This is a genomic window from Lentzea sp. JNUCC 0626 (assembly GCF_043632865.1).
Taxonomy (GTDB): domain Bacteria; phylum Actinomycetota; class Actinomycetes; order Mycobacteriales; family Pseudonocardiaceae; genus Lentzea.
The window spans coordinates 5773339-5792187 of sequence record NZ_CP171635.1 but is presented as its reverse complement, the minus strand read 5'-3'; the positions used below and the strand labels follow the sequence as shown (position 1 = coordinate 5792187).

The following is an 18849-nucleotide window of genomic DNA, read 5'->3' as shown; positions in this document are numbered from 1 at the left end:
ACTGATCAGCACAGCTGATCTCACACCAAAGCCGCTTGTCCTGTATAGGACAGGCGGCTTTGGTGCGTCTTGTGCACGTTGGAACGCGATCAGTAGTTTCGGGGCATGGGGAGACTGTTCGTAGCCGTGCTGTTGCTCTTCGTGGCCGGGTGTTCCGGCGGTGCCGAGTCGGTGCCAGGTGGCAGCAAGATCGATGCCCTGGTGGCCAAAGCACCCGTCTACGCAGGTCAGGTGACCCCTGGCTCGGCAGTGGACCGGATCAAGCAGCGGGGAAAGCTGCTCATCGGCGGCTCCCAGGACGCCCCGCTGCTGTCCCAGCTCGACCCGATCAGCGGCGAGCTCACCGGATTCGACGCCTACCTGGGCAAGCTGCTCGCGCAGTACATCGTCGGCAAGCCCTCGACGGAGCTGCTCACCGCGACGTCCGAGACGCGCGAACCGTTGCTGGCCAACGGGACCGTCGACGTCATCCTGCAGACCTACACGATCACGCCCGCACGGCAGGAGCGCGTGTCGTTCGCCGGGCCGTACTACCAGTCGGGGCAGGCCATCGCCGTCCGCAAGGGCACGACCGGTGTTTCGAAACCCGCTGACCTGGCGGGCAAGACGGTGATCGTCGGCGCGAACACCCCTGGTGTCAAAGCGGTTCAGGACGCCGCGCCGACCGCGAAGATCGTCGAGTTCGGCTCCGACCCCGAGTGCGTGACGGCGCTCAAGCAGGGCCGCGGCGATGCTTACGTGCAGGACCAGGCGATTCTAGTCGCGGACGCGTCGAAGGACTCCGAACTCGAACTCGTCGGCGAGCCGTTCACCGAGGACCCGTACGGCATCGGCATCAAGCACGGCGACGCCGAGTTCACGAAGTTCGTGAACGACTGGCTGCGCGAGATCGGCAAGTCCGGGCTGTGGCAGGAGGTCTGGCAGCAGACGATCGGCACCGTGGTCACCGGCGCTCCTCCCGCGCCACCCGCGATCGTCTCATGAGCCTGGTGCTCGAAGGCTTTCTGAACACCATCGCGTTGACCCTGCTGTCGTTCTGCGGTGCTCTCGTCGTCGGACTGCTGGTCGCGGTGCTGCGGATCGTGCCGGTTCCGTTGTTGCGCGGGGTCGGGGCGGTGTACGTCGAGGTGTGGCGCAACGTGCCGCTGCTCGCGTGGCTGGTGCTGTTCGTGTTCGGGCTGCCCGAGGTCGGTGTGAAGATGCCGTTGTTCTGGACGGCTTTCACGGCGATCGCGCTGTACGAGGCGGCGTTCGTGGCGGAGGCGTTGCGGTCGGGCGTGCACTCCGTGGCGTCGGGGCAGGGCGAGGCCGCACGGGCGTTGGGGCTCACGTTCCGGCAGTCGTTGCGGCACGTGATCCTGCCGCAGGCGGTGAAGAACGTCGTGCAGCCGTTGGCGAACATCGCGATCGCGTTGACGATGGCCACGGCGTTGGCCGGCGTGGTCGGAGTGGTGGACATGACCCGTGCGGCGCAACGGATCAACCTGGAGATCGCCCAGCCGTTGCTGGTGTTCACCGGCGTCGGACTCTGTTATCTGGTGATGGCGGCGGGCATCGGGTTCGGTGCGCGCGTGCTGGAATGGCGGCTGGCCTGATGTTCGACGCTCCCGGTCCCCGGTTCCGCCGCCGCGTCTTCTGGATCTCCGCGGCGTCCGCTGTCGTGCTGCTCGGCCTGGTGGCGCTGGGGTTGTGGCGGTTCGCGGCGAACGGCCAGCTGGAGCCAGTTCGGTGGAAGCCGTATCTGACCTGGCCCGTGTGGCGTTATCTGCTTGAAGGCCTGGGTTCGACGGTGGTGGCGGCGTGTGCGACTGGTGTGCTGGCGATGGCGGGAGGGCTGCTCGCGTTGCGGCCCAACCGGTTCACGCGCGCGTACGCCGAGGTCATGCGCACGGTTCCGGTGCTGCTGCTCGTGTACGTGATGCTGTTCGTGCTGCCGTCGTTCGGCGTGAACCTGCCGCTGTTCTGGAAGCTCGTGGTGCCGCTGGCCCTGTCGCACGCGGCGTCGTACGCGGTGATCTTCCGGGCGGGCGTCGAGGCGGTCGACCCCGGGCAACGGGAGGCGGGGCTCTCGCTCGGCATGCCGGACGGGGTCGTGACGCGGTTCGTGGTGCTGCCACAGGCCGTGCGGCACATGACGCCGTTGCTCGTGACGCAAGCTGTCAGCCTGTTGAAGGACACCTCGCTGGGCTATGTCGTGTCCTACACCGAGTTGCTGTTCAACGGCCGGGTGCTGGCGAACTACAACGGCCTGCTGATCCAGACCTTCCTCGTCGTCGCGTTCGTCTACCTCGTGGTCAACCTGGCGCTGTCCAGGCTGGCCCACCGGCTGGAGGCATCCCGTGCCCGCACTGCTCGCTGAGGTCACCCGGTCCGGGTTCGTGGAGAGCCTGCACCACGGCAGCGTCGTCGGGCTGCTGCCGGACGGTGCCGTGGGCGTGTCGGTCGGCGCCGTCGAGGACCCGGTGCTGCCCCGGTCGTGCATGAAACCGTTCCAGGCGCTGGCGTGCCTGGCCGCGGGAGCACCGCTCGCCGGGCCCTCGCTGGCGATCGCGGCGGGGTCGCACACGGGGGAGAACCGGCACGTCGAGCTCGTCATGCAACTGCTGGGCGGGCTGCCGGTGGGGTTGTTGCGCTGCCCGCCGTCGTGGCCGGAGGACGAGCAGACGCGGCAACGGGTGACCGAGCCGTCGCGGGTGCGGATGAACTGCTCCGGCAAGCACGCGGCGATGCTGGCGGCGTGCGTGGCGGCGCGGTGGCCCACGCAGAGCTATCTGGAGCCGTCGCATCCGTTGCAACAGCTCGTGTTGCGGACTTTTGAGGAACTGGCCGGCGAGTCCGTCGTGCACACGGCGATCGACGGCTGTGGAGCGCCGGTGTTCGCGTTGTCGTTGCACGGCTTGGCGCGCGCGATGCAGGGACTCGTGCGCACGCCCGTGGCCGACGCGATGCGCGGATTTCCCGAGTACGTCGGGGGAACCGGGCACGTGAACACGGTGATCATGCAGCAACTGCCGGGCGTGGTGGCCAAGGGCGGTGCGGAGGGCGTGCTGGTGCTCGCGACGGCGGCTGGGCACGCCGTGGCGGTGAAGGTGCTCGACGGCAATCCCCGCGCCACGACGGCGATCGGGCTCACCGCGTTGGCGGCCATGGGGTTTGACGTGTCGCCCGCGAAGGAATCCTTGTCCGTACCCGTGTCAGGAGGTGGACAGGTCGTCGGGGAGGTTCGGGTGGTTTTCTAGAACTCTTCCGGCACGTCCAGCATGCCCAGCTGGGCCATCACGGTCGCGGTGTCGCCGTAGACCCGCTGGCAGACGAGGACGTCCTTGTCGAACAGGAAGAAACCGACCATTCTGACCTTGAACGACCGTCCGGTCACCGGCTCGCCGGTGAGGCTGCCGAGGTGCGTGCCCTGCAGCTCGAACTCCAGGATCACGGCGTCGTCCGCGTGGTGGACGTCGATGACCTTGTTGCGCTGGTCGGGGAACGCCGCGCGGGTGCGCTGCCAGTAGTCCCAGACCGCGTCCACGCCGTCGAGGACCTGGCCGGACGCCATGATCTCGTAGCGGGGGTGGGGGAACGTGTTCAGGGAGGTGTCGAAGTCGAATTGGTTCTGCGACTCCATGTGCTCCAAGACGATCGCTTCACGCAGCGCTCTGAGCGCCTTGGACTCGGTCATGCCGGCTGACCCTCCTACGTACGCCGTACGTCGCAGGGAAGCTACTCCACGTCGTATGGTCTCCGCCAGTGTCCTCCACTCGTGAACCGTTGACCCGCGACCGCATCGTCGATGCGGCCGTGCGGCTGATCGAACGCGAGGGCGTCGAGGCCGTCTCGATGCGGCGGCTCGCCTCCGAGCTGGGCGCGGGCACGATGTCGCTGTACAACCACGTGCCGAACAAGGCGGTGCTGGTCGACCTCGCGGCCGAGCGGATCATGGCGGACGCGCAGCCGTACCACGTGGACAGCGACGACTGGCGTGATCACATCCGGGCGCACGCCCGTGCGGTGCGCGAGCTGGCGCGACGGCACCCCCGCGCGTTCGTGCTGCTGGCGACCCGGCGACTGAGCTCCGAGGCGGGGTTCCGGACGATCGAGTCGGCGCTGCTGAACTTCGACCGGGCGGGCTTTCGCGGCAAGATCGCCGTCGGGATGATGCGGGCGATGGTGTCGTACCTGCTGGGGACGCTGATGCGCGAGGTCGCGACGTCGCCGGAGCTCGGCGGGATCGCGTTGTCGCCGTACGGGGACGTCGACGTGTCGGCGTTCCCGTTGTCCGCCGGGGTGATCGACGAGCTGGGGACCTACGACCACGACCAGGAGTTCGAGTTCGGGCTCGAACTCCTGATCGCGGCTTTGGAGCGGTACCGGTCGGGTTAGCAGATGATCCTGAGGTCGGCCCAGTCGGCGTGGTCGTAGGACTTGCCGTTGCCGCCGTCCTTGACGATCAGCCTGGTGACCGTCGCCGTGGAGATGTCGGCCTCCAACTGCTTCGCGGCGTCGGTGCCGCTGACCGGGCCGCTGTCGTAGACCATCCTGTTGTCGGCCCAGACCTCGTAGCTCACCAGGCTGAGCGGGTTGACCTTCCGGTCGTCGATGCCGATGGTGGCGGTGAGCTTCTCGCAGTCACCGCCGGTGTAGTACTCGACGTGCGCCGGGGCGTGGGTGCCGAGGCCCTTGGCGTAGACCTTGCCGCGCACCGTGATCAGGCCGCCGTCACCCTGCTTGGCCTCGCCGTTGGTGGTGTCGACTTCCACTGGCCCGTGGCCGTTCGTGGCGCGCAACCACTTCAGGTCGCTGACGAAGTTCTCGCCCTTCGGTGCGGCGCCCGGTACGAGTGCCTCGGCGGCGTACTGCCTGATCACGGGGTTGTGCTCGTGCGGGCTGTGGAAGGTGAAGCCCGCGGTGAGCGCGAACCTGCCCGGCTGGGCGTTCGCGGGGACCTGGACCTTCCACGTGGTTCGGAAGCTCTTCTGGCCGGGCAGGATCGCCTTGAAGCTCGTGGTGGTCTTCGCGGTCCAGCCCTGGGGGACCTGGAGAGTGGCCTGGACGAGGGCGATCGGCAGGCGGCCGGTGTTCGTGACGGAGGTGGTGTAGGTGACCGTCTTGCCGGGCTGGACGAGCGGAAGTGCGCCTGGGTAAAGGACTTCGCCGTTGGCTGAGGTGGTGACGGCCGGTGGGTAGGAGTACCAGTTCTTCGCCGTGCTGACGCGGAACATCGCCGAGCCGTGGGCCGGGAGGGCGGCGCTGATCTCGCCCGCGGAGTGCGTGGTGGTCTTGGCCCAGAGGTCGCGGATCTGGTAGCCGTGCGCCTTGCTGAGGCCCAACTCCGTTGCGGTGACGGAGATGTCGGTGGCGCTGTCGTTCTCGTTGAACAGCAGGACGGCCTTGTCGCCGTTGCTCAGCGGCTTGACGAGGACGTGGTTGCCGCCGGTGTTTCTGAGCACCTTGGCCTGGACGCCGAGCTTGTCCTGGTTGACGGCGATGACCTCGCGGTTCTCCAGGATCTCGAACGTTTCCGACGTGACCTTGCGCAGGTCGGCGCCGATCAGCAGCGGGGCGGCCATGATCGACCAGAGGCTGAAGTGGCTGCGGTACTCGGTGTCCGTCATGCCGCCGTTGCCGACTTCGAGCATGTCCGGGTCGTTCCAGTGGCCGGGGCCCGCGTGGTCGGCGAGTTCCATGTTGCGCTTGGCGATCGACACCATGGAGTTCCAGTTGTCGCTGATGTCGCCGGTGGTGCGCCAGAGGTGGCCGACGTCCTTCGCCCACTCCCACGGCTTGTTCTGGCCCCACTCGCAGAGGCTGAACACGATCTCGCGGCCGGTGGCGTCGAGGGCGTCGCGCATCCTGGTGTAGCGGAGTTTCGCGTCCACGCCCTGGTTGTTGCAGTTGTCGTACTTGAGGTAGTCGACGCCCCAGCTCGCGAACAGCCTCGCGTCCTGCGTCTCGTGGTCGAGGCCGCCCGGGAAACCGCCTTCCTTGTTGCAGGTCTTGGTTCCGGCGCTGGTGTAGATGCCGAATTTGAGGCCCTTGGAGTGGACGTGGTCGGCGACGGCCTTGATGCCGTTGGGGAAGCGGGTGGGGTGGGGGACGAGGTCGCCCTGGGCGTTGCGTTCGGGGAGCGCCCAGCAGTCGTCGATGTTGACGTACTCGTAGCCCGCGTCCTTGAGGCCTTTGCTGACGAAGATGTCGGCGATGCCCTTGACCATGTCCTCGTTGAAGTCGTTGCGGCAGTGCGTGCTGTTCCAGTTGTTGAAGCCCATCGGCGGGGTCAGGGCCAGCTCTGGTTTCTCCGCCCGTGCCGTCGGGGTGAGGAGGGTCGTGGCGATCAGGGTGGCTGCTGCGGCCGTGCGCCATCTGCGGTGATCCACTTTGCGCGCGCTCCCTCGGTGCTCGTGGAGTGCGGCGGCAGGCCTTCATGTAAACGTTTGTGGAACGGATGCGTCAAGGGGGCGGAACCTGTCGGCTCCGCCCCCTTGACGTCTCGTTTCGTGCTGCTATGGGCGCATCTCGTAGCGGCCGGAGAGCGCCTCGACCTGCTGCCAGACGGCGTCGAAGCGGGCCTGGTCGACGTGCGGCTTGCGGATCTGGCTCACGGCCCACTGCTGCTGGGCCTCGGTGCTGCTCGCCTTGCCGTGCAGGGCGGTCGCGTAACCCGCGAAGTCGCGGACCAGGACGTCGAAGATCTGGTCCAGCACGTGCTGGTCGGTGCCGGTGATCTTGGCCTGCTCCAGCACGAGCTGGCCGTAGACGACCAGGGTGAAGAGGTGGCCGAGGTTCAGCAGGAAGTCGAGGTCCTTCTGCTGGGCCTCGTCCGGCGCGGCCGTCGTGAGCAGGGTCTTGATGGCCTTCGCCTGCTCGTGGAACAGCGCCACGTTGGGCAGGTGGGCGTGCTCGGCGTAGATCGGCTCCCAGTCGTGGAACTGGATCTTGCCGAGGCCGCGCGCCGGGCCCTGGTGCCAGAAGAAGTCGTCGTCGCTCGCGTCGTGGCGGGTCGGGACAGCCTCGTATGGCGCGGGGTTGAAGAGGTAGTTCGGCATGAACTTGAGCACCAGGGCCAGGTTCACGTGCACGGTGCCCTCGAGCTTGGGCAACGCGCGGATGTCGGCCGTGGCGCGGGTGAAGTAGGTGTCCTTCTCGAAGCCCTTGGCCGCGATGACGTCCCAGAGCAGATCGATGACCTGCTCGCCCTCGCTCGTGACCTTCATCTTGGTGATGGGGTTGAAGAGGAGGTAGCGGCGGTCGTTCTCGTTGGCGGTGCGGAAGTAGTCGACCGACCTGTCCGCGAAGAGCTTCATGGCGGTGAGGCGGGCGTAGGCGTCCACGAAGTTCTGGCGCACGTGCGGGAAGTTCGTGACCGGGTTGCCGTAGAGGATCCGGTTGTGCGCGTGGGTGATCGCCTCGTAGAACGAGTGCTCGCAGATGCCGATGCTCGCCGTGCAGAGGTTGAACTTGCCGACGTTGACGGTGTTGAGCGCGGCGGAGAACGCGTCGGGGCCGCGGTGCAGGACGTCGGCGTCGGTGATGGGGTAGCCGTCGAGCTTGAACTCGCTCACGAACATCTGGCTGTCGACGACGTTCTTGACCAGTTCGAACTTCTCGTGCTGGCTGTCGACGGCGAAGAAGACGTACTCGTCGGAGTCGGCGAGCTTGCCGAAGACGCTGACCATGCCGGCGACGTTGCCGTTGCCGATGTAGTACTTGCCGCCGGTGGCCTCGTAGCCGTTCTCGGTCTTCGTGACGATCATGTCGGTGCTGTAGACGTCGGCGCCGTGCTCCTTCTCGGAGAGGCCGAACGCGAAGACGGCGCCGGAGTCGAGCAGCGCGGCGGCCTTCTGCTTGGCCTCCTCGTTGCCGCTCATCCAGATGGGGCCGAGGCCGAGCACCGTGACCTGCCAGGCGTACCAGTACTGCAGGCCGTAGAAGCCGAGCACCTCGCTGAACGCGGCGTTGCGGGCGGCGTCCCAGCGCTTGGTGCCGTCGACGCTCGCCGGTGTGCAGAAGGTGGCGAAGAGCTTCTCGCGCTTCACGAAGTCGAGGAACTCGGTGTACCAGACCTTGTCCTGCGCGTCCGCGATGAGCTGCCGCTTGCCGCGGGCCTCGAACCAGTCGACGGTCGCCCTGAGCAGGCGGCGGGTCTCGTCGTCGAGGTGGGCCGGGTCGTAGTGGTTCGGGTCGAGCAGCACTGTGCGCCTCCTTGCGTCTCTGCGTTCGGACGCTACCAGTGAGTAACTTGTGGGTCTACGTGGGGTTTCCCTCCTGCTCAGAAATTGTCAGACCCCCGGCGTAGCGTGCTCCACATCACATCTTCCGGTTCGAGAGGCGGGCATGGCGATGACGGTGGTGGTGGCGATCGGGACGCGCAAGGGGTTGTGGCTGGCCCGCAGCGAGGACCGGGTCTCGTGGCAGGTCGACGGCCCGCACCACGCGATGCAGGAGGTGTACGCCGTCGCGTTCGACTCCCGCGAGGGCCTGCGCCTGCTGGCCGGCGTCTCGTCCCCGCACTTCGGCCCCGGCGTCTCCATCTCGGACGACCTCGGCACGTCCTGGGAGGAGTCGGAGACGCCCCCGATCGCGTTCCCGGTGGAGGACGCTTCCCTGGAACGCGTCTGGCAGCTCCAACCGGCCCCCGCCTCGCAGCCGGGCGTCGTCTGGGCGGGCACCCAGCCGTCCGCCCTGTTCAAGTCCTCGGACGGTGGCCGCTCGTTCGAGTTCGTCGAGGGCCTCTGGAACCACCCGCACCGCCCGGACTGGGGTGAGGGGTTCGGCGGCCAGGCGATCCACACGATCGTCCCCGACCCGGTGGACCCGGACCGCATGCTCGTGGCCATGTCGACCGGCGGCGTCTACCGCACCGCCGACGGCGGCAAGTCCTGGGAAGCCCGCAACAAGGGCATCAAGGCGTACTTCTACCCGGACCCCTGGCCGGAGTTCGGTCAGTGCGTCCACAAGGTGGCCCAACACTCTGCGCTGGCTTCCCGCTTCTACGCCCAGAACCACCACGGCGTCTACCGAAGCGACGACGGAGGCGACACCTGGCAGTCCATCGCCGCCGGTCTCCCCACCGACTTCGGCTTCACCATGGTCGTCCACCCGCACGACCCGGACACGATCTTCACCTTCCCGATCGAAGCCGACGGCCGCCGCTTCCCACCGGAAGGCAAGTGCCGCGTCTACCGCTCGACGGACGCGGGCACCACCTGGACAGCGCTGGGAGCCGGCTTGCCGGACACCTTCTGGAGCGCCGTGATGCGGGACGCGATGTGCACCGACGACGCTCCCGTTTCCGGCGTCTACTTCGGCTCCCGCTCGGGCGAGGTCTACGCCAGCCCCGACGAGGGCGACACCTGGCACCAGGTGGCAGCCCACCTGCCGGACGTCATGTCGGTGCGAGCGGCGGTGGTCCCCGCATGAAGGTGAAGGTGCTGATCCCCGGCGTGCTGCGAGGCGCGGTGGACGGCGCGGCCTCCTTGGAGGTGGACGTACCGCCTCCAGCCACCCTCGGCGCTGCTTTGGACGTGCTGGCCGCCAGCTACCCGGGCCTGGACCGCAGGCTGCGGGACGAGCGGGCGGGCCTGCGGCGGTACGTGAACTTCTACGTCAACGGGGAGGAATGCCGCCGGCTGGACGGGCCGGGCACACCGCTGCCGGAGGGGGCGGAGGTGCAGATCCTCCCGAGCGTGGCAGGGGGCTGACCGCCACCCCGCTCGCTCGCCATGGTTCCACCTACCCGCCGTCCCAGCCCCACCCTCCTGCCGCCACTAGATCAGCAGGAGCGACTTGCCGAGCGTCGTGCGTTCCTCCAGCGCCCGGTGAGCCTTCTCCACCTCCACCAACGGATACGTGGCACTGATCACCGGCCGGATCCGCCCCTCCACCGCGAGGGCAAGCGCATCGGAAAGGAGTTCCCGCACAACATCAGGAGCCGGCGCTCCAGCCGCCAGCACGTCGTCCACCTGCACCCGCCGCCGCGAGGCTTCGGCCGGGTCGATGGAGGTGAGCCCGTCCGACGACCCGTAGGTGACGAACCGCCCGCCCTCGGCCACCGCGTCGAACGTGGCCTGGCCGAGCGCGCCACCCGCACCGTCGTAGGCAAGACCAACGCCCCCGGACACCTCGCGGACCTGGTGCTGCCAGCCGTCCACGGAGTAGTCGACGGTCACCTCGGCACCCAGCTCACGGGCCAGTTCCAGCTTGCGCGTGCCACGAGCTGCGGCGATGACGCGTGCTCCGGCGTCACGCAGGAGTTGGACGAGCAGTGACCCCGCGCCGCCCGCTGCCGCCGACACCAGCACCCACGCGCCCGGCACGATCTCCACCCGGCGGAGCAACAACAGAGCGGTGGCCCCGTCGTGGATCATGGCCGCCGCCGTCGTGGACGGCAGGTCGGCAGGCACGGCGACGAGGTTCTCGGCCGCGAAGGCGACCTGCTCGGCGTAGGCACCGGCGCCACGGGCGATGACGCGCCTGCCCACCCACGCCGGGTCGACGTCGGGTCCGACGGACAGCACCACGCCCGCGCCGCCGAGACCCGGCACGTACGGCAGCGTCAGCGGGAAGTACTCCTGGCCCCAGCCGCCGCGCAGCAGGGTGTCCAGGAAGATCACGTCGGCGACCTCCAGGGCCACCACGGCCTGTCCCGGGCCCGCCGAGGGTGCCTCGATCTCTTCCACGCGGAGCACCGAGGCTCCGCCGAACTCGTGCACGCGAACCGCCCGCATCTGCAACCCCCACCTCGAACAACCTGGTCGCACCCCACCGTAAAAGCTCCAGATTGGTCGAGATCAAGGGTCAGACGGCGGCGAAGTCGTCGAGCAGGGCGGACGCCACCTCCACGTCCGGGCTGAGCTGGCGGTCGGACATGTCGGGGTTGAGCTTCGCCTCCGCCGCCTCGAAGGCGGCGCGCAAACCCGGCGACGAAGGAACGATGCGGCGCAGGCGCAGGGCTCGGACGGCGGCCACCACCTCGCAGGCGAGGACCAGGCGGAACGCGCCCAGCGAGCGCAGCGCCTGGGAGGCCGACTGGAACGCGAAGCTCGAGTTCTCCTCCTGGCCGCGCGACACCACGGCGTTGCCGATGCTCGCGGGCTCGGCGAGGGTGCGGACTTCGGCGAGGGCCGAGTTGGCGCTGTACTCGAGGATCATCACGCCCGAACTACCGCGCACGCCCTCAGCGAGGAACGGGCGCAGGCCGGTGAAGTTCGGTTCGACCAGCGTTGCCAGGCGTGCGGTCGAGATGTGGCCGGTGTGCAGCATCGCCAGGCGCAGGCGGTCGAGCGCCTGGCCCAGGTACGCGCTGTGGAACGCCCCGTGGTGGTACGCGGCGTCGTCCTCGGGGCCGAAGTGGTCGGCGACGATCAGCGGGTTCTCGGCGGCGGCGTTGAACTCGACGTCCAGCACGCGGCTGAGGTCGGTGGCGGCGTCGACGGCCGGGCCGTGGATCTGCGGGAAGCAGCGGTAGCCGAACGGGTCCTGGATGCGGGCCGGTGGCCGTGCGGGTTCGCCGATCAGGCGGCGCATCTCGGCGGCGACCGCGACCTGGCCGGGGTGCGGTCGGCCCAGGTGGACGCGTTCGTCGTAGGCCTCGACGGCGCCGTCGACCGCGAGGAACGACAGCGCGGCCACGACCTGGGTGGCCTTCAACAGGTGGTGCGCGTCCTGCCAGGCGAGGCCCGCCATGCCGATCGTCAGGGCGTTGCTGCTGATCAACGCCAGCGCGTCGCCCGAGTCGAGTTCGATCGGGTCCGGCGTCTGGGTGGACCCGAGCCAGTAGCGCTCGCCCAGCAACGTCAGGCCCGTCTCGGCCAGCGCGGTGAGGTCGCCGGTGCCGATCGCGCCGTACTCGTGGACGCCGGGGTAGCAGCTGCTGTTCAACGCGGCCAGCAGCGCGTCGGCCACGGCCATCCGCACGCCGGCGCCACCCGCCAGCAACTGGTTGAGGCGGACGACCATCATCGCGCGCACCTGCTCCTCGGGCAGCATGCCGCCGAGACCGCCCGCGTGGCTGCGCAGCAGGCGCAGACCGTGCTCGGCCCAGCCCTCGGTGCTGACGATCTGGTCGCGGTTCGCGCCTACGCCCGTCGTACGGCCGTACACCTGTCGTCGCACCACGAGACGCTGGCTGGCGTGCCACGACGCATCGAGCCGTGCGAGTCCATCAGCGTGGAGGGTCACCGGGGCGTGATACCGCGCAACGCGCACCACGTCGTCGGAGTTCAGGGACTGACCGTCCAGCACGACAGGGGAGTCTTCGACCATGGCACCAATGTGAGCACATAGGGTTCAAAGGTGCTCGTACTGCATGGCCTCTGCACGACCGACGGCGTCCTTGCGCTGTGGGCCGAGGACTCCGGGCTGCCTGCCCGCAGCGACAGCACGAGACGGGACGCGCCCCATCCGTTCGCCGCGACGGCCGAGACGCTGACCGCCGCGCTCGGCCTGGAGCCGCTCAAAGCGACCACCCGCGCGTTGCTGCTGCCGTCGTTCTCGTCCGGTCCGATGGCGTCGCCGGAGCTGGTGCGCGACCCGCTCACCGCTGGGCGCGCCCCGCGCGGCAAGGTGCAACTGCGGCAGTGGGGCGTGCCCGCGGTCCGGCTGCACGGCACCCCGGAACGTCCCGCCGAGACGCGGCTGAGCGACTCGGCGCGGTTCGTGTTCGACGTGGCAGGATTCGCCGCTGACCTGGTCGAACGCGGCCGCGTGCTGCCCGCCGTCGCGCCGGATCAGCCCCGCGCGCGGTGGATTCCGGTGCTGTCGGGAACGGACTCGGCGCGGTTCGCCGCGTTGCAGGCAGCGATGCCGCCCGCATGCCGTTGCGAGGAGATCGCCGGCGACCCCGGTGAGTTGGTCCGTGCGGCACTCACGACCGCGGTGGACGAACAGGTGCGCGACCGTCTCGAAGGCGTGGCACTTGCTCCGCAACGACAGAGGACGACCGCTGAGGCGTGGCTCGCCGCGCTCACCGGCGAACCCACGTTCGACGCGGACCCCGTCGAGCTCTACGAACTGCGCGAGCAGCTCGACCGGTGGCGGACCAGCGCGGGCAACGAGAGTCCGGTGCGCACGTGCTTCCGGCTGCGCTCGCCCGAGCAGCGCGACGAGGAGGAGTGGGCCGTCGAGTTCCTGCTCCAGGCCGTCGACGAACCGAGCGTGCTCGTGCCCGCGCAGCAGGTGTGGTTCGCGGACGACGGCGTGCTGCGCCGCTGGATCCCCGCGCCGCAGGAGCACCTGCTCGCCGACCTGGGGCGCGCGAGCAAGCTGCACCCCGACCTGGACGAGGCGTTGCGCGGCCAGCACCCCTCCGAGTTGGAGGTCGGCGCGGAGGGCGCGTACCGGTTCCTGACCGCGGCGCCCGCGCTGGCGCAGGCCGGGTTCGGCGTGCTGCTGCCGTCGTGGTGGCAGCAGACGACGAAGCTCGGCCTGAAGCTCACGACGAAGAGCCGCGGCACGGCCGGGACCGTCGCCAAGGAGAGCGAGATCGGCCTGAAGTCTATTGTGGACTACAAGTGGGAGCTCGCTCTCGGCGAGGACACGCTGACCGATGCCGAGCTCGCCGAGCTGGCCAGGGCGAAGGTTCCGCTGGTCAAGGTGCGCGGCCAGTGGGTGCAGGTCGACCAGAAGCGGCTCGCGGCCGGGCTCGCGTTCCTCAAGCGCGGCGGCGGGCAGATGACGGCGGCCGAGGTCATGCTCCACAGTGGACTGACGGAGGCGGACGAAAGTCTGCCGTTGCCGCTGGTGGACGTCGAAGCGGACGGATGGCTCGGCGACCTGCTCACCGGCAGGGCCGACGAGCAGCTGGAACCCGTTGACCCGCCGGAGAACTTCGGCGCGCGGCTGCGCCCGTACCAGCAACGCGGCCTGGCGTGGCTCGCGTTCCTCGACAAGATCGGCCTGGGCGCGTGCCTGGCGGACGACATGGGTCTCGGCAAGACCGTGCAGCTGCTGGCGTTGGAGGCGCTGAACCGCGCGCAGGGCAAGCGGCCGCCGACGTTGCTGATCTGCCCGATGTCGGTCGTCGGCAACTGGCAGCGCGAGGCGGCGCGGTTCACGCCGGAGCTCAAGGTGCACGTGCACCACGGCGCGGACCGGCTGGACGGCGACGCGCTGCGCGAGGCCGTGGAGAGCAACGACCTGATCCTCACCACGTACTCGCTGGCCGCACGCGACGCGGATGCGTTGGGGGACTTGGTCTTTGACCGCGTGGTGCTGGACGAGGCGCAGAACATCAAGAACAGCGCCACTCGGCAGTCGCAGGCCGTGCGGCAGCTCAAGGCACGGCACCGCGTCGCGCTCACCGGCACGCCCGTCGAGAACCGGCTGGCCGAGCTGTGGTCGATCATGGACTTCGCGAACCCCGGCGTGCTCGGCACGGTCAACACGTTCCGCGCCCGCTACGCCGTTCCCGTGGAGCGCCACAACGACCAGGACGCCGCCGCTCGCCTGCGCAAGATCACGAACCCGTTCGTGCTGCGGCGGGTGAAGACCGATCCCCGCATCATCAGCGACCTGCCGGACAAGGTCGAGATGCGCCAGCTCTGCAACCTCACCCCCGAGCAGGCGTCGCTGTACCAGGCCGTCGTCAACGACATGCTGGAGAAGATCGAGGAAGTGGACGAGGGCATCGAGCGGCGCGGACTCGTGCTCGCGACGATGTCGAAGCTCAAGCAGGTCTGCAACCACCCCGCCCACTTCCTGGGCGACGGCTCCCGCGTCGCGGGCCGGTCCGGCAAGCTCGCGCGGCTGGAGGAGGTGCTGGAGGAAGTGCTCGCCGAGGGCGACAAGGCGTTGTGCTTCACCCAGTTCACCGAGTTCGGCAGCATGCTCGTGCCGTACCTGGCCGCGCGCTTCGACACCGAGGTGCTGTTCCTGCACGGCGGCACTTCCAAGGCTTCGCGTGACCGGATGGTCGAGCGCTTCCAGGACAAGCGCGGGCCGTCGCTGTTCCTGTTGTCGCTCAAGGCAGGCGGCACCGGGCTCAACCTCACCGCCGCGAACCACGTGATTCACCTGGACCGCTGGTGGAACCCCGCCGTCGAGGACCAGGCGACCGACCGCGCGTTCCGGATCGGGCAGCAACGCAACGTGCAGGTGCGCAAGTTCGTGTGCATCGGCACGCTGGAGGAGCGCATCGACACCATGATCGAGGAGAAGCGCGCGTTGGCGCAGTTGGTCGTCGGCGCCGGTGAGAACTGGCTGACCGAGCTGTCGACGGCCCAGCTGCGCGACCTGCTGTCGTTGTCGGGGGAGGCCGTCGGTGAGTGAGCACTGGTCCGGGGAGCGGCCCCGGTACGGCAGGACCATCAAGGCGGACAACGGGATCAAGGCGCGCAGCCAGCGCGGTGACATCGGCGCGACGTGGTGGTCGCGGCGGTTCGTCGAGGTGCTGGAGTCGTTCGGGATGGGCGGGCGGCTGACCCGCGGCCGCAACTACGCGCGGCAGGGCCAGGTCCTGTCCTTGACGTTGTCCACGAGCATGGTCGTCGCGTTGGTGCAGGGGTCGCGGCCGACGCCGTACAAGGCGCGGATCGCGATCAAGTCGTTCACCGGTGCCGAGTGGCAGCGCATCGAGCACGCGCTGGCCGGGAAGGCCTTGTACGCGGCCAAGTTGCTGGCGGGGGAGATGCCGACGGACATCGAGTCGTTGTTCGCGTCGCTCGGGCTGGGGTTGTTCCCCGCCACTCAGCGCGAGTTGACGATGGACTGCTCGTGCCCGGACTGGGAGGTGCCGTGCAAGCACCTCGCCGCAACCTGCTACCTGCTGGCGGAGTCGTTCGACAACGACCCGTTCGAGATCCTCGCGTGGCGCGGGCGCGGGCGTGAGGAGCTGCTGGAACGGCTGCGGACGCTGCGCGGCAGCACGCTGGCGGCACCGGCGCGCGAGGAGGCACCGCCGTTGACGAGGTGCCTGGACACGTTCTGGCACAAGCAGACCACGACGAGCCTGAACCTCGGCGACCCGACCGCGGCGGTGCGGCCGGACGCGGTGCTCGACCAGCTCGACTCCGTGCCCATCACCGTGGGTGGAGACTCGCTGGCCGAGCTGGTGCGCCCGGCCTACCTCGCGTTGAAGCCCGCCGACTAGCGAACCCAGCCGAGGCGCAGGAAGACCGACTCGCCCGGCGCGTCCTCGAGGCCGTCGTTGTCGACGACGCCGACGAGGCGTTGCAGCGGCCAGGTGCCGATCACGGCCAGGCCTTCCGGCTTGTCGTGCGTGGCGGCACCGTCGGCCTTGAGCGCGGGGACGAGGTCCTCGGCGAGCTTCTTGGTGACCACCGGCTTTTCAGCGCCCGCGGTGACCGGCTTCAGGGTGCTGATGTCGACGCGGAAGACCTTCTTGGTCCTGGCCGCGTCACCGCGCTGGTTGTCGCGTTCGAGGACGAGCAGCGTGCGGTCGTTCAACGCCGTGATCTCGGACAGGCCGATCCACGCACCGGCCTGCGGCGCGTCGAGCGGGTACGCGGCGAACGCCCACTCGCCGGTCGCCGGCGTGTACCGGGCCAGCGTGGCCTGACCGGTCTTGTCGGCCTTCCACTCGCGCTGCACGGCCAGCCACACCTGCTCGTTCTTGCCGTGGCCGGTGGTGGTCACGCCCTCGAACCCGTTGCTGGTGGCCGTCTTCGCGACCGCCTCGGGCAGCGGGATCTCCTTGGTGACAGCGCCGTTCGCGGCGACCTCGAGCAACAGGTTCGGCTTCTGCTTGCCGTCACCCTCGACCGCGATCCAGTACCCGCCCTTGTGCCGCGCGGCGATGCCCTCACCGTCGTAGCCGGCCGGCTTGCCGTCCTTGGTGAGCGTCAACGCCTTGCGCACCTTCGCCGGCGCCTGCACCGTGTCGATCGTCAGGATGCGGGTCGGCGTGTAGGCGGCGTCCGTGACGGAAACGACGTCGCGGTAGTTGCCGGGAATGCCCGAAAGCCCCGACAGCGCACCGAAACTGATGCCGTCCGACACGATCGAGGGCGTCCCCTGGTTGCGCTGCAACGACACCGCGAGCGGCGTGCGCGTGAGCTCGTACCCGCTCAGCGACGACCGGATGCCGTCTTCGGCCGAGTCCTCCTCCGCCGCGACGACGAGCGTGTTGGTGGCCGGAATCGGCAGCAGACCCTCCGGCCCCACCCCGGTCGGCAGCGCCTGCAGGAACCGCGGCTTGCGCGGGTTGTTCACGTCGTAGACGGCAACGAGGTTCGCCCGCTCCAACCCGACGAACGCGTACTTGTCCCTGCCGAACGTCGCGACCGCCAGCCCTTCGGGCTCAACGCCCTTGTTGTCCGACCGCCCGTCCGGGTACTGCCCCTGCCTCACCGCGATCTGCTGCAGGTCGTTGCCCGACGAGAACACGACCTTGCCGGAGTCGGCGTCGAACACGGTCCACGTGCGCGACCCGCCCAGGTAGTCACCTTCGTCGGCGGTGCCGAGCGTGTGGTCGTCGAGCCACGCGACGGCGTCAGGCTCCCGCGCGGCCGTGACGGTCTCACTCGGGTCGAACTTGCCGTCGTCCTCGGTGTCGACGTTCCGGACCGTCGCCGAGCCCGCCGAGAAGTGCTTGGTGATCCGGCCCGACTTGAGGTCCACGATCGCGATGTGGTTGTTCTCCTGCAACGTGACCGCCACCTGGTTGCGGCCGTTGATGCTCACGTACTCGGGCTCGGGGTCACCGGGCGCGACCTCGGCGATGCCGGTCAGTTCGACCTTGCGCAGCTGCCACTTCGCCGGGTCCTGCCTGATGTCCACGATGGTGAGGAACCCACCGGGCGCCTGCGGAATCGCGCCGCCGTTGACGTCCTCGTCCCGCTCGTTCTCGATGGCGATGGCCGCGTACCGGCCGTCCTTCGAGATGTCGATGGAGTCAGGCTGCCCACCCAACTCGTGACTGGCCACGACCTTGCGGCTCTTCAGATCCACCACCAACAGCGAACCGGACGGCGCCGTGAACGACTCCGACGTGTTCACCGCCACCAACGCGAGGTTGCCGACGATGTCCACCGACGTGGGCTCACCCGGCATCGCCAACACCCCGTCGGGCGTCAACTTCGACCCGGTCTTCGCGAACCCGATCCGTCTACCAGGCGAGTCGGTGTAGACCACCAGCCTGCCGTCCGCCGTAGCGGCGGCGATCTCGGCCGCCGTGTGCCCACCCGCAGAGGTGTTCCGGAACACCGACATCGTGTCGAACCGCTGGAACCGCGACGGCGCCGACGCCTGGGCGGGCGCGGCGGACGCGAGCAACACCACGGCCACCAGGCCTGTGCACAACCGGACCACTGGTCCTCCTCATCACGCTCTCGGAGGCGCGCATTGTGGCTGACGGAGTCGTCTGGTGGATGAACGTCTGCTGATCATCTGGGGTGAGCTGGGGTGTGCGCGGCCTCCTGATGGTTGGGGCGCAACGGCTGGCGGCTCGTCGCGCGTGAGTGAAGGTGGCGTGGGAACGGCTCGAAGGGTGGGAACGGGCATGGGACGGAAACGGCTCGGGTGTGAGGGAACGGCACGAGGCAGGGAACGGAAGGGGTCTGAGGGAGCGGAAGGGCGGCCTGGCGGCGGGGCGACGGCTTGGGCGCGCGGGATCTCGACGACGGAGCCCAGATGGACCGCGAGGGCGAGTGTCCGAAGACCGGGCGGGTGTTCGTCAAAGCTGAATCGCCGGACCTGTAGGGGTTCGGTTGATGCTGGCCTCCGATGCTGCGGAACCCGTTGTGCCCCCGAGCTTTCGGCTCGTCGAGGTACGCGAAGGCAGCGCGACTCAGCCGCGCACGTGGGACGCGAAACTGACGCGGCTCAGCCGTGCCAAGGCAGCGAGCTTCCGCCACGTGAATGCGGCGCGAGCGGTGTGGAAGATGGCTGCCTCGACTC

At 69.0% G+C, this 18849-nt stretch carries 15 protein-coding genes; 9 read left to right on the top strand and 6 right to left on the bottom strand.

Going from position 1 to position 18849, the window contains the following annotated elements; translation table 11 throughout:
• Positions 1–105 precede the first annotated feature (105 nt).
• The 4 genes from JNUCC0626_RS25985 to JNUCC0626_RS25970 are packed head-to-tail and all read left to right on the top strand — an operon-like array spanning position 106 to position 3239.
• Positions 106–984 carry a glutamate ABC transporter substrate-binding protein gene (locus JNUCC0626_RS25985; RefSeq protein WP_394613387.1) on the top strand — a complete coding sequence of 293 codons (879 nt, stop codon included), beginning with the start codon at positions 106–108 and terminating at the stop codon, positions 982–984.
• Positions 981–1595 (top strand): amino acid ABC transporter permease, encoded by a 615-nt coding sequence (locus JNUCC0626_RS25980; protein ID WP_394613386.1) that lies wholly within the window; start codon positions 981–983, stop codon positions 1593–1595. Before JNUCC0626_RS25985 ends, JNUCC0626_RS25980 begins: the two co-directional genes overlap by 4 nt.
• Positions 1580–2359: an amino acid ABC transporter permease gene (locus JNUCC0626_RS25975; RefSeq protein WP_394613384.1), complete on the top strand. Its 780-nt coding sequence runs from the start codon at positions 1580–1582 to the stop codon at positions 2357–2359. Before JNUCC0626_RS25980 ends, JNUCC0626_RS25975 begins: the two co-directional genes overlap by 16 nt.
• Entirely contained in the window at positions 2340–3239 is a 900-nt protein-coding gene (locus JNUCC0626_RS25970; protein ID WP_394613383.1) for an asparaginase, read from the top strand. The genes JNUCC0626_RS25975 and JNUCC0626_RS25970 overlap by 20 nt, the downstream gene beginning before the upstream one ends.
• On the opposite strand, the gene JNUCC0626_RS25965 is transcribed toward JNUCC0626_RS25970, so the two are convergent.
• Positions 3236–3676 carry an ester cyclase gene (locus JNUCC0626_RS25965; RefSeq protein WP_394613382.1) on the bottom strand — a complete coding sequence of 147 codons (441 nt, stop codon included), beginning with the start codon at positions 3674–3676 and terminating at the stop codon, positions 3236–3238. The genes JNUCC0626_RS25970 and JNUCC0626_RS25965 overlap by 4 nt on opposite strands.
• 68 nt (positions 3677–3744) lie before the next feature.
• Between JNUCC0626_RS25965 and JNUCC0626_RS25960 the strand changes: the two genes are divergently transcribed.
• The gene (locus tag JNUCC0626_RS25960) at positions 3745–4377 is read left to right on the top strand and encodes a TetR/AcrR family transcriptional regulator C-terminal domain-containing protein (RefSeq protein WP_394613381.1); all 633 of its coding nucleotides are present in this window, start codon (positions 3745–3747) and stop codon (positions 4375–4377) included.
• Here JNUCC0626_RS25960 and JNUCC0626_RS25955 read toward each other — a convergent pair.
• Entirely contained in the window at positions 4374–6371 is a 1998-nt protein-coding gene (locus JNUCC0626_RS25955; RefSeq protein WP_394613380.1) for an NPCBM/NEW2 domain-containing protein, read from the bottom strand. The genes JNUCC0626_RS25960 and JNUCC0626_RS25955 overlap by 4 nt on opposite strands.
• Before the next feature lie 126 nt (positions 6372–6497).
• Positions 6498–8186, bottom strand: coding sequence for an acyl-CoA dehydrogenase family protein (locus JNUCC0626_RS25950; RefSeq protein WP_394613378.1), 1689 nt, complete (start codon positions 8184–8186; stop codon positions 6498–6500).
• A 142-nt stretch (positions 8187–8328) separates the two neighbouring features.
• On the opposite strand from JNUCC0626_RS25950, the gene JNUCC0626_RS25945 reads away from it, so the two are divergent.
• Together JNUCC0626_RS25945 and JNUCC0626_RS25940 are read left to right on the top strand one after the other, a co-directional pair.
• Positions 8329–9414 carry a WD40/YVTN/BNR-like repeat-containing protein gene (locus JNUCC0626_RS25945; protein WP_394613377.1) on the top strand — a complete coding sequence of 362 codons (1086 nt, stop codon included), beginning with the start codon at positions 8329–8331 and terminating at the stop codon, positions 9412–9414.
• On the top strand, positions 9411–9695 hold the full coding sequence (locus JNUCC0626_RS25940; protein ID WP_394613376.1) for a MoaD/ThiS family protein: 285 nt from the start codon (positions 9411–9413) through the stop codon (positions 9693–9695). Before JNUCC0626_RS25945 ends, JNUCC0626_RS25940 begins: the two co-directional genes overlap by 4 nt.
• 66 nt (positions 9696–9761) lie before the next feature.
• Here JNUCC0626_RS25940 and JNUCC0626_RS25935 read toward each other — a convergent pair whose 3' ends face one another.
• Both JNUCC0626_RS25935 and JNUCC0626_RS25930 read right to left on the bottom strand, forming a co-directional pair.
• Positions 9762–10721, bottom strand: coding sequence for a zinc-binding dehydrogenase (locus tag JNUCC0626_RS25935; protein ID WP_394613375.1), 960 nt, complete (start codon positions 10719–10721; stop codon positions 9762–9764).
• Between the two features lie 70 nt (positions 10722–10791).
• On the bottom strand, positions 10792–12258 hold the full coding sequence (locus tag JNUCC0626_RS25930; protein WP_394613374.1) for an aromatic amino acid ammonia-lyase: 1467 nt from the start codon (positions 12256–12258) through the stop codon (positions 10792–10794).
• A 30-nt stretch (positions 12259–12288) separates the two neighbouring features.
• Here JNUCC0626_RS25930 and JNUCC0626_RS25925 point away from each other — a divergent pair, with 30 nt between their 5' ends.
• Entirely contained in the window at positions 12289–15261 is a 2973-nt protein-coding gene (locus tag JNUCC0626_RS25925) for a DEAD/DEAH box helicase (protein WP_394613373.1), read from the top strand.
• On the top strand, positions 15254–16081 hold the full coding sequence (locus JNUCC0626_RS25920; RefSeq protein ID WP_394613372.1) for an SWIM zinc finger family protein: 828 nt from the start codon (positions 15254–15256) through the stop codon (positions 16079–16081). The genes JNUCC0626_RS25925 and JNUCC0626_RS25920 overlap by 8 nt, the downstream gene beginning before the upstream one ends.
• Here JNUCC0626_RS25920 and JNUCC0626_RS25915 read toward each other — a convergent pair.
• The gene (locus tag JNUCC0626_RS25915; protein WP_394613371.1) at positions 16078–18261 is read right to left on the bottom strand and encodes an esterase-like activity of phytase family protein; all 2184 of its coding nucleotides are present in this window, start codon (positions 18259–18261) and stop codon (positions 16078–16080) included. The genes JNUCC0626_RS25920 and JNUCC0626_RS25915 overlap by 4 nt on opposite strands.
• Positions 18262–18849 lie beyond the last annotated feature (588 nt).

Coding starts and splice junctions, on each gene's coding strand:
- JNUCC0626_RS25930 (WP_394613374.1), bottom strand. CDS start 12,258: ATGGTCGAAGACTCCCCTGTCGTGCTGGACGGTCAGTCCCTGAACTCC.
- JNUCC0626_RS25945 (WP_394613377.1), top strand. CDS start 8,329: ATGGCGATGACGGTGGTGGTGGCGATCGGGACGCGCAAGGGGTTGTGG.
- JNUCC0626_RS25935 (WP_394613375.1), bottom strand. CDS start 10,721: ATGCGGGCGGTTCGCGTGCACGAGTTCGGCGGAGCCTCGGTGCTCCGC.
- JNUCC0626_RS25965 (WP_394613382.1), bottom strand. CDS start 3,676: ATGACCGAGTCCAAGGCGCTCAGAGCGCTGCGTGAAGCGATCGTCTTG.
- JNUCC0626_RS25980 (WP_394613386.1), top strand. CDS start 981: ATGAGCCTGGTGCTCGAAGGCTTTCTGAACACCATCGCGTTGACCCTG.
- JNUCC0626_RS25985 (WP_394613387.1), top strand. CDS start 106: ATGGGGAGACTGTTCGTAGCCGTGCTGTTGCTCTTCGTGGCCGGGTGT.
- JNUCC0626_RS25940 (WP_394613376.1), top strand. CDS start 9,411: ATGAAGGTGAAGGTGCTGATCCCCGGCGTGCTGCGAGGCGCGGTGGAC.
- JNUCC0626_RS25975 (WP_394613384.1), top strand. CDS start 1,580: ATGGCGGCTGGCCTGATGTTCGACGCTCCCGGTCCCCGGTTCCGCCGC.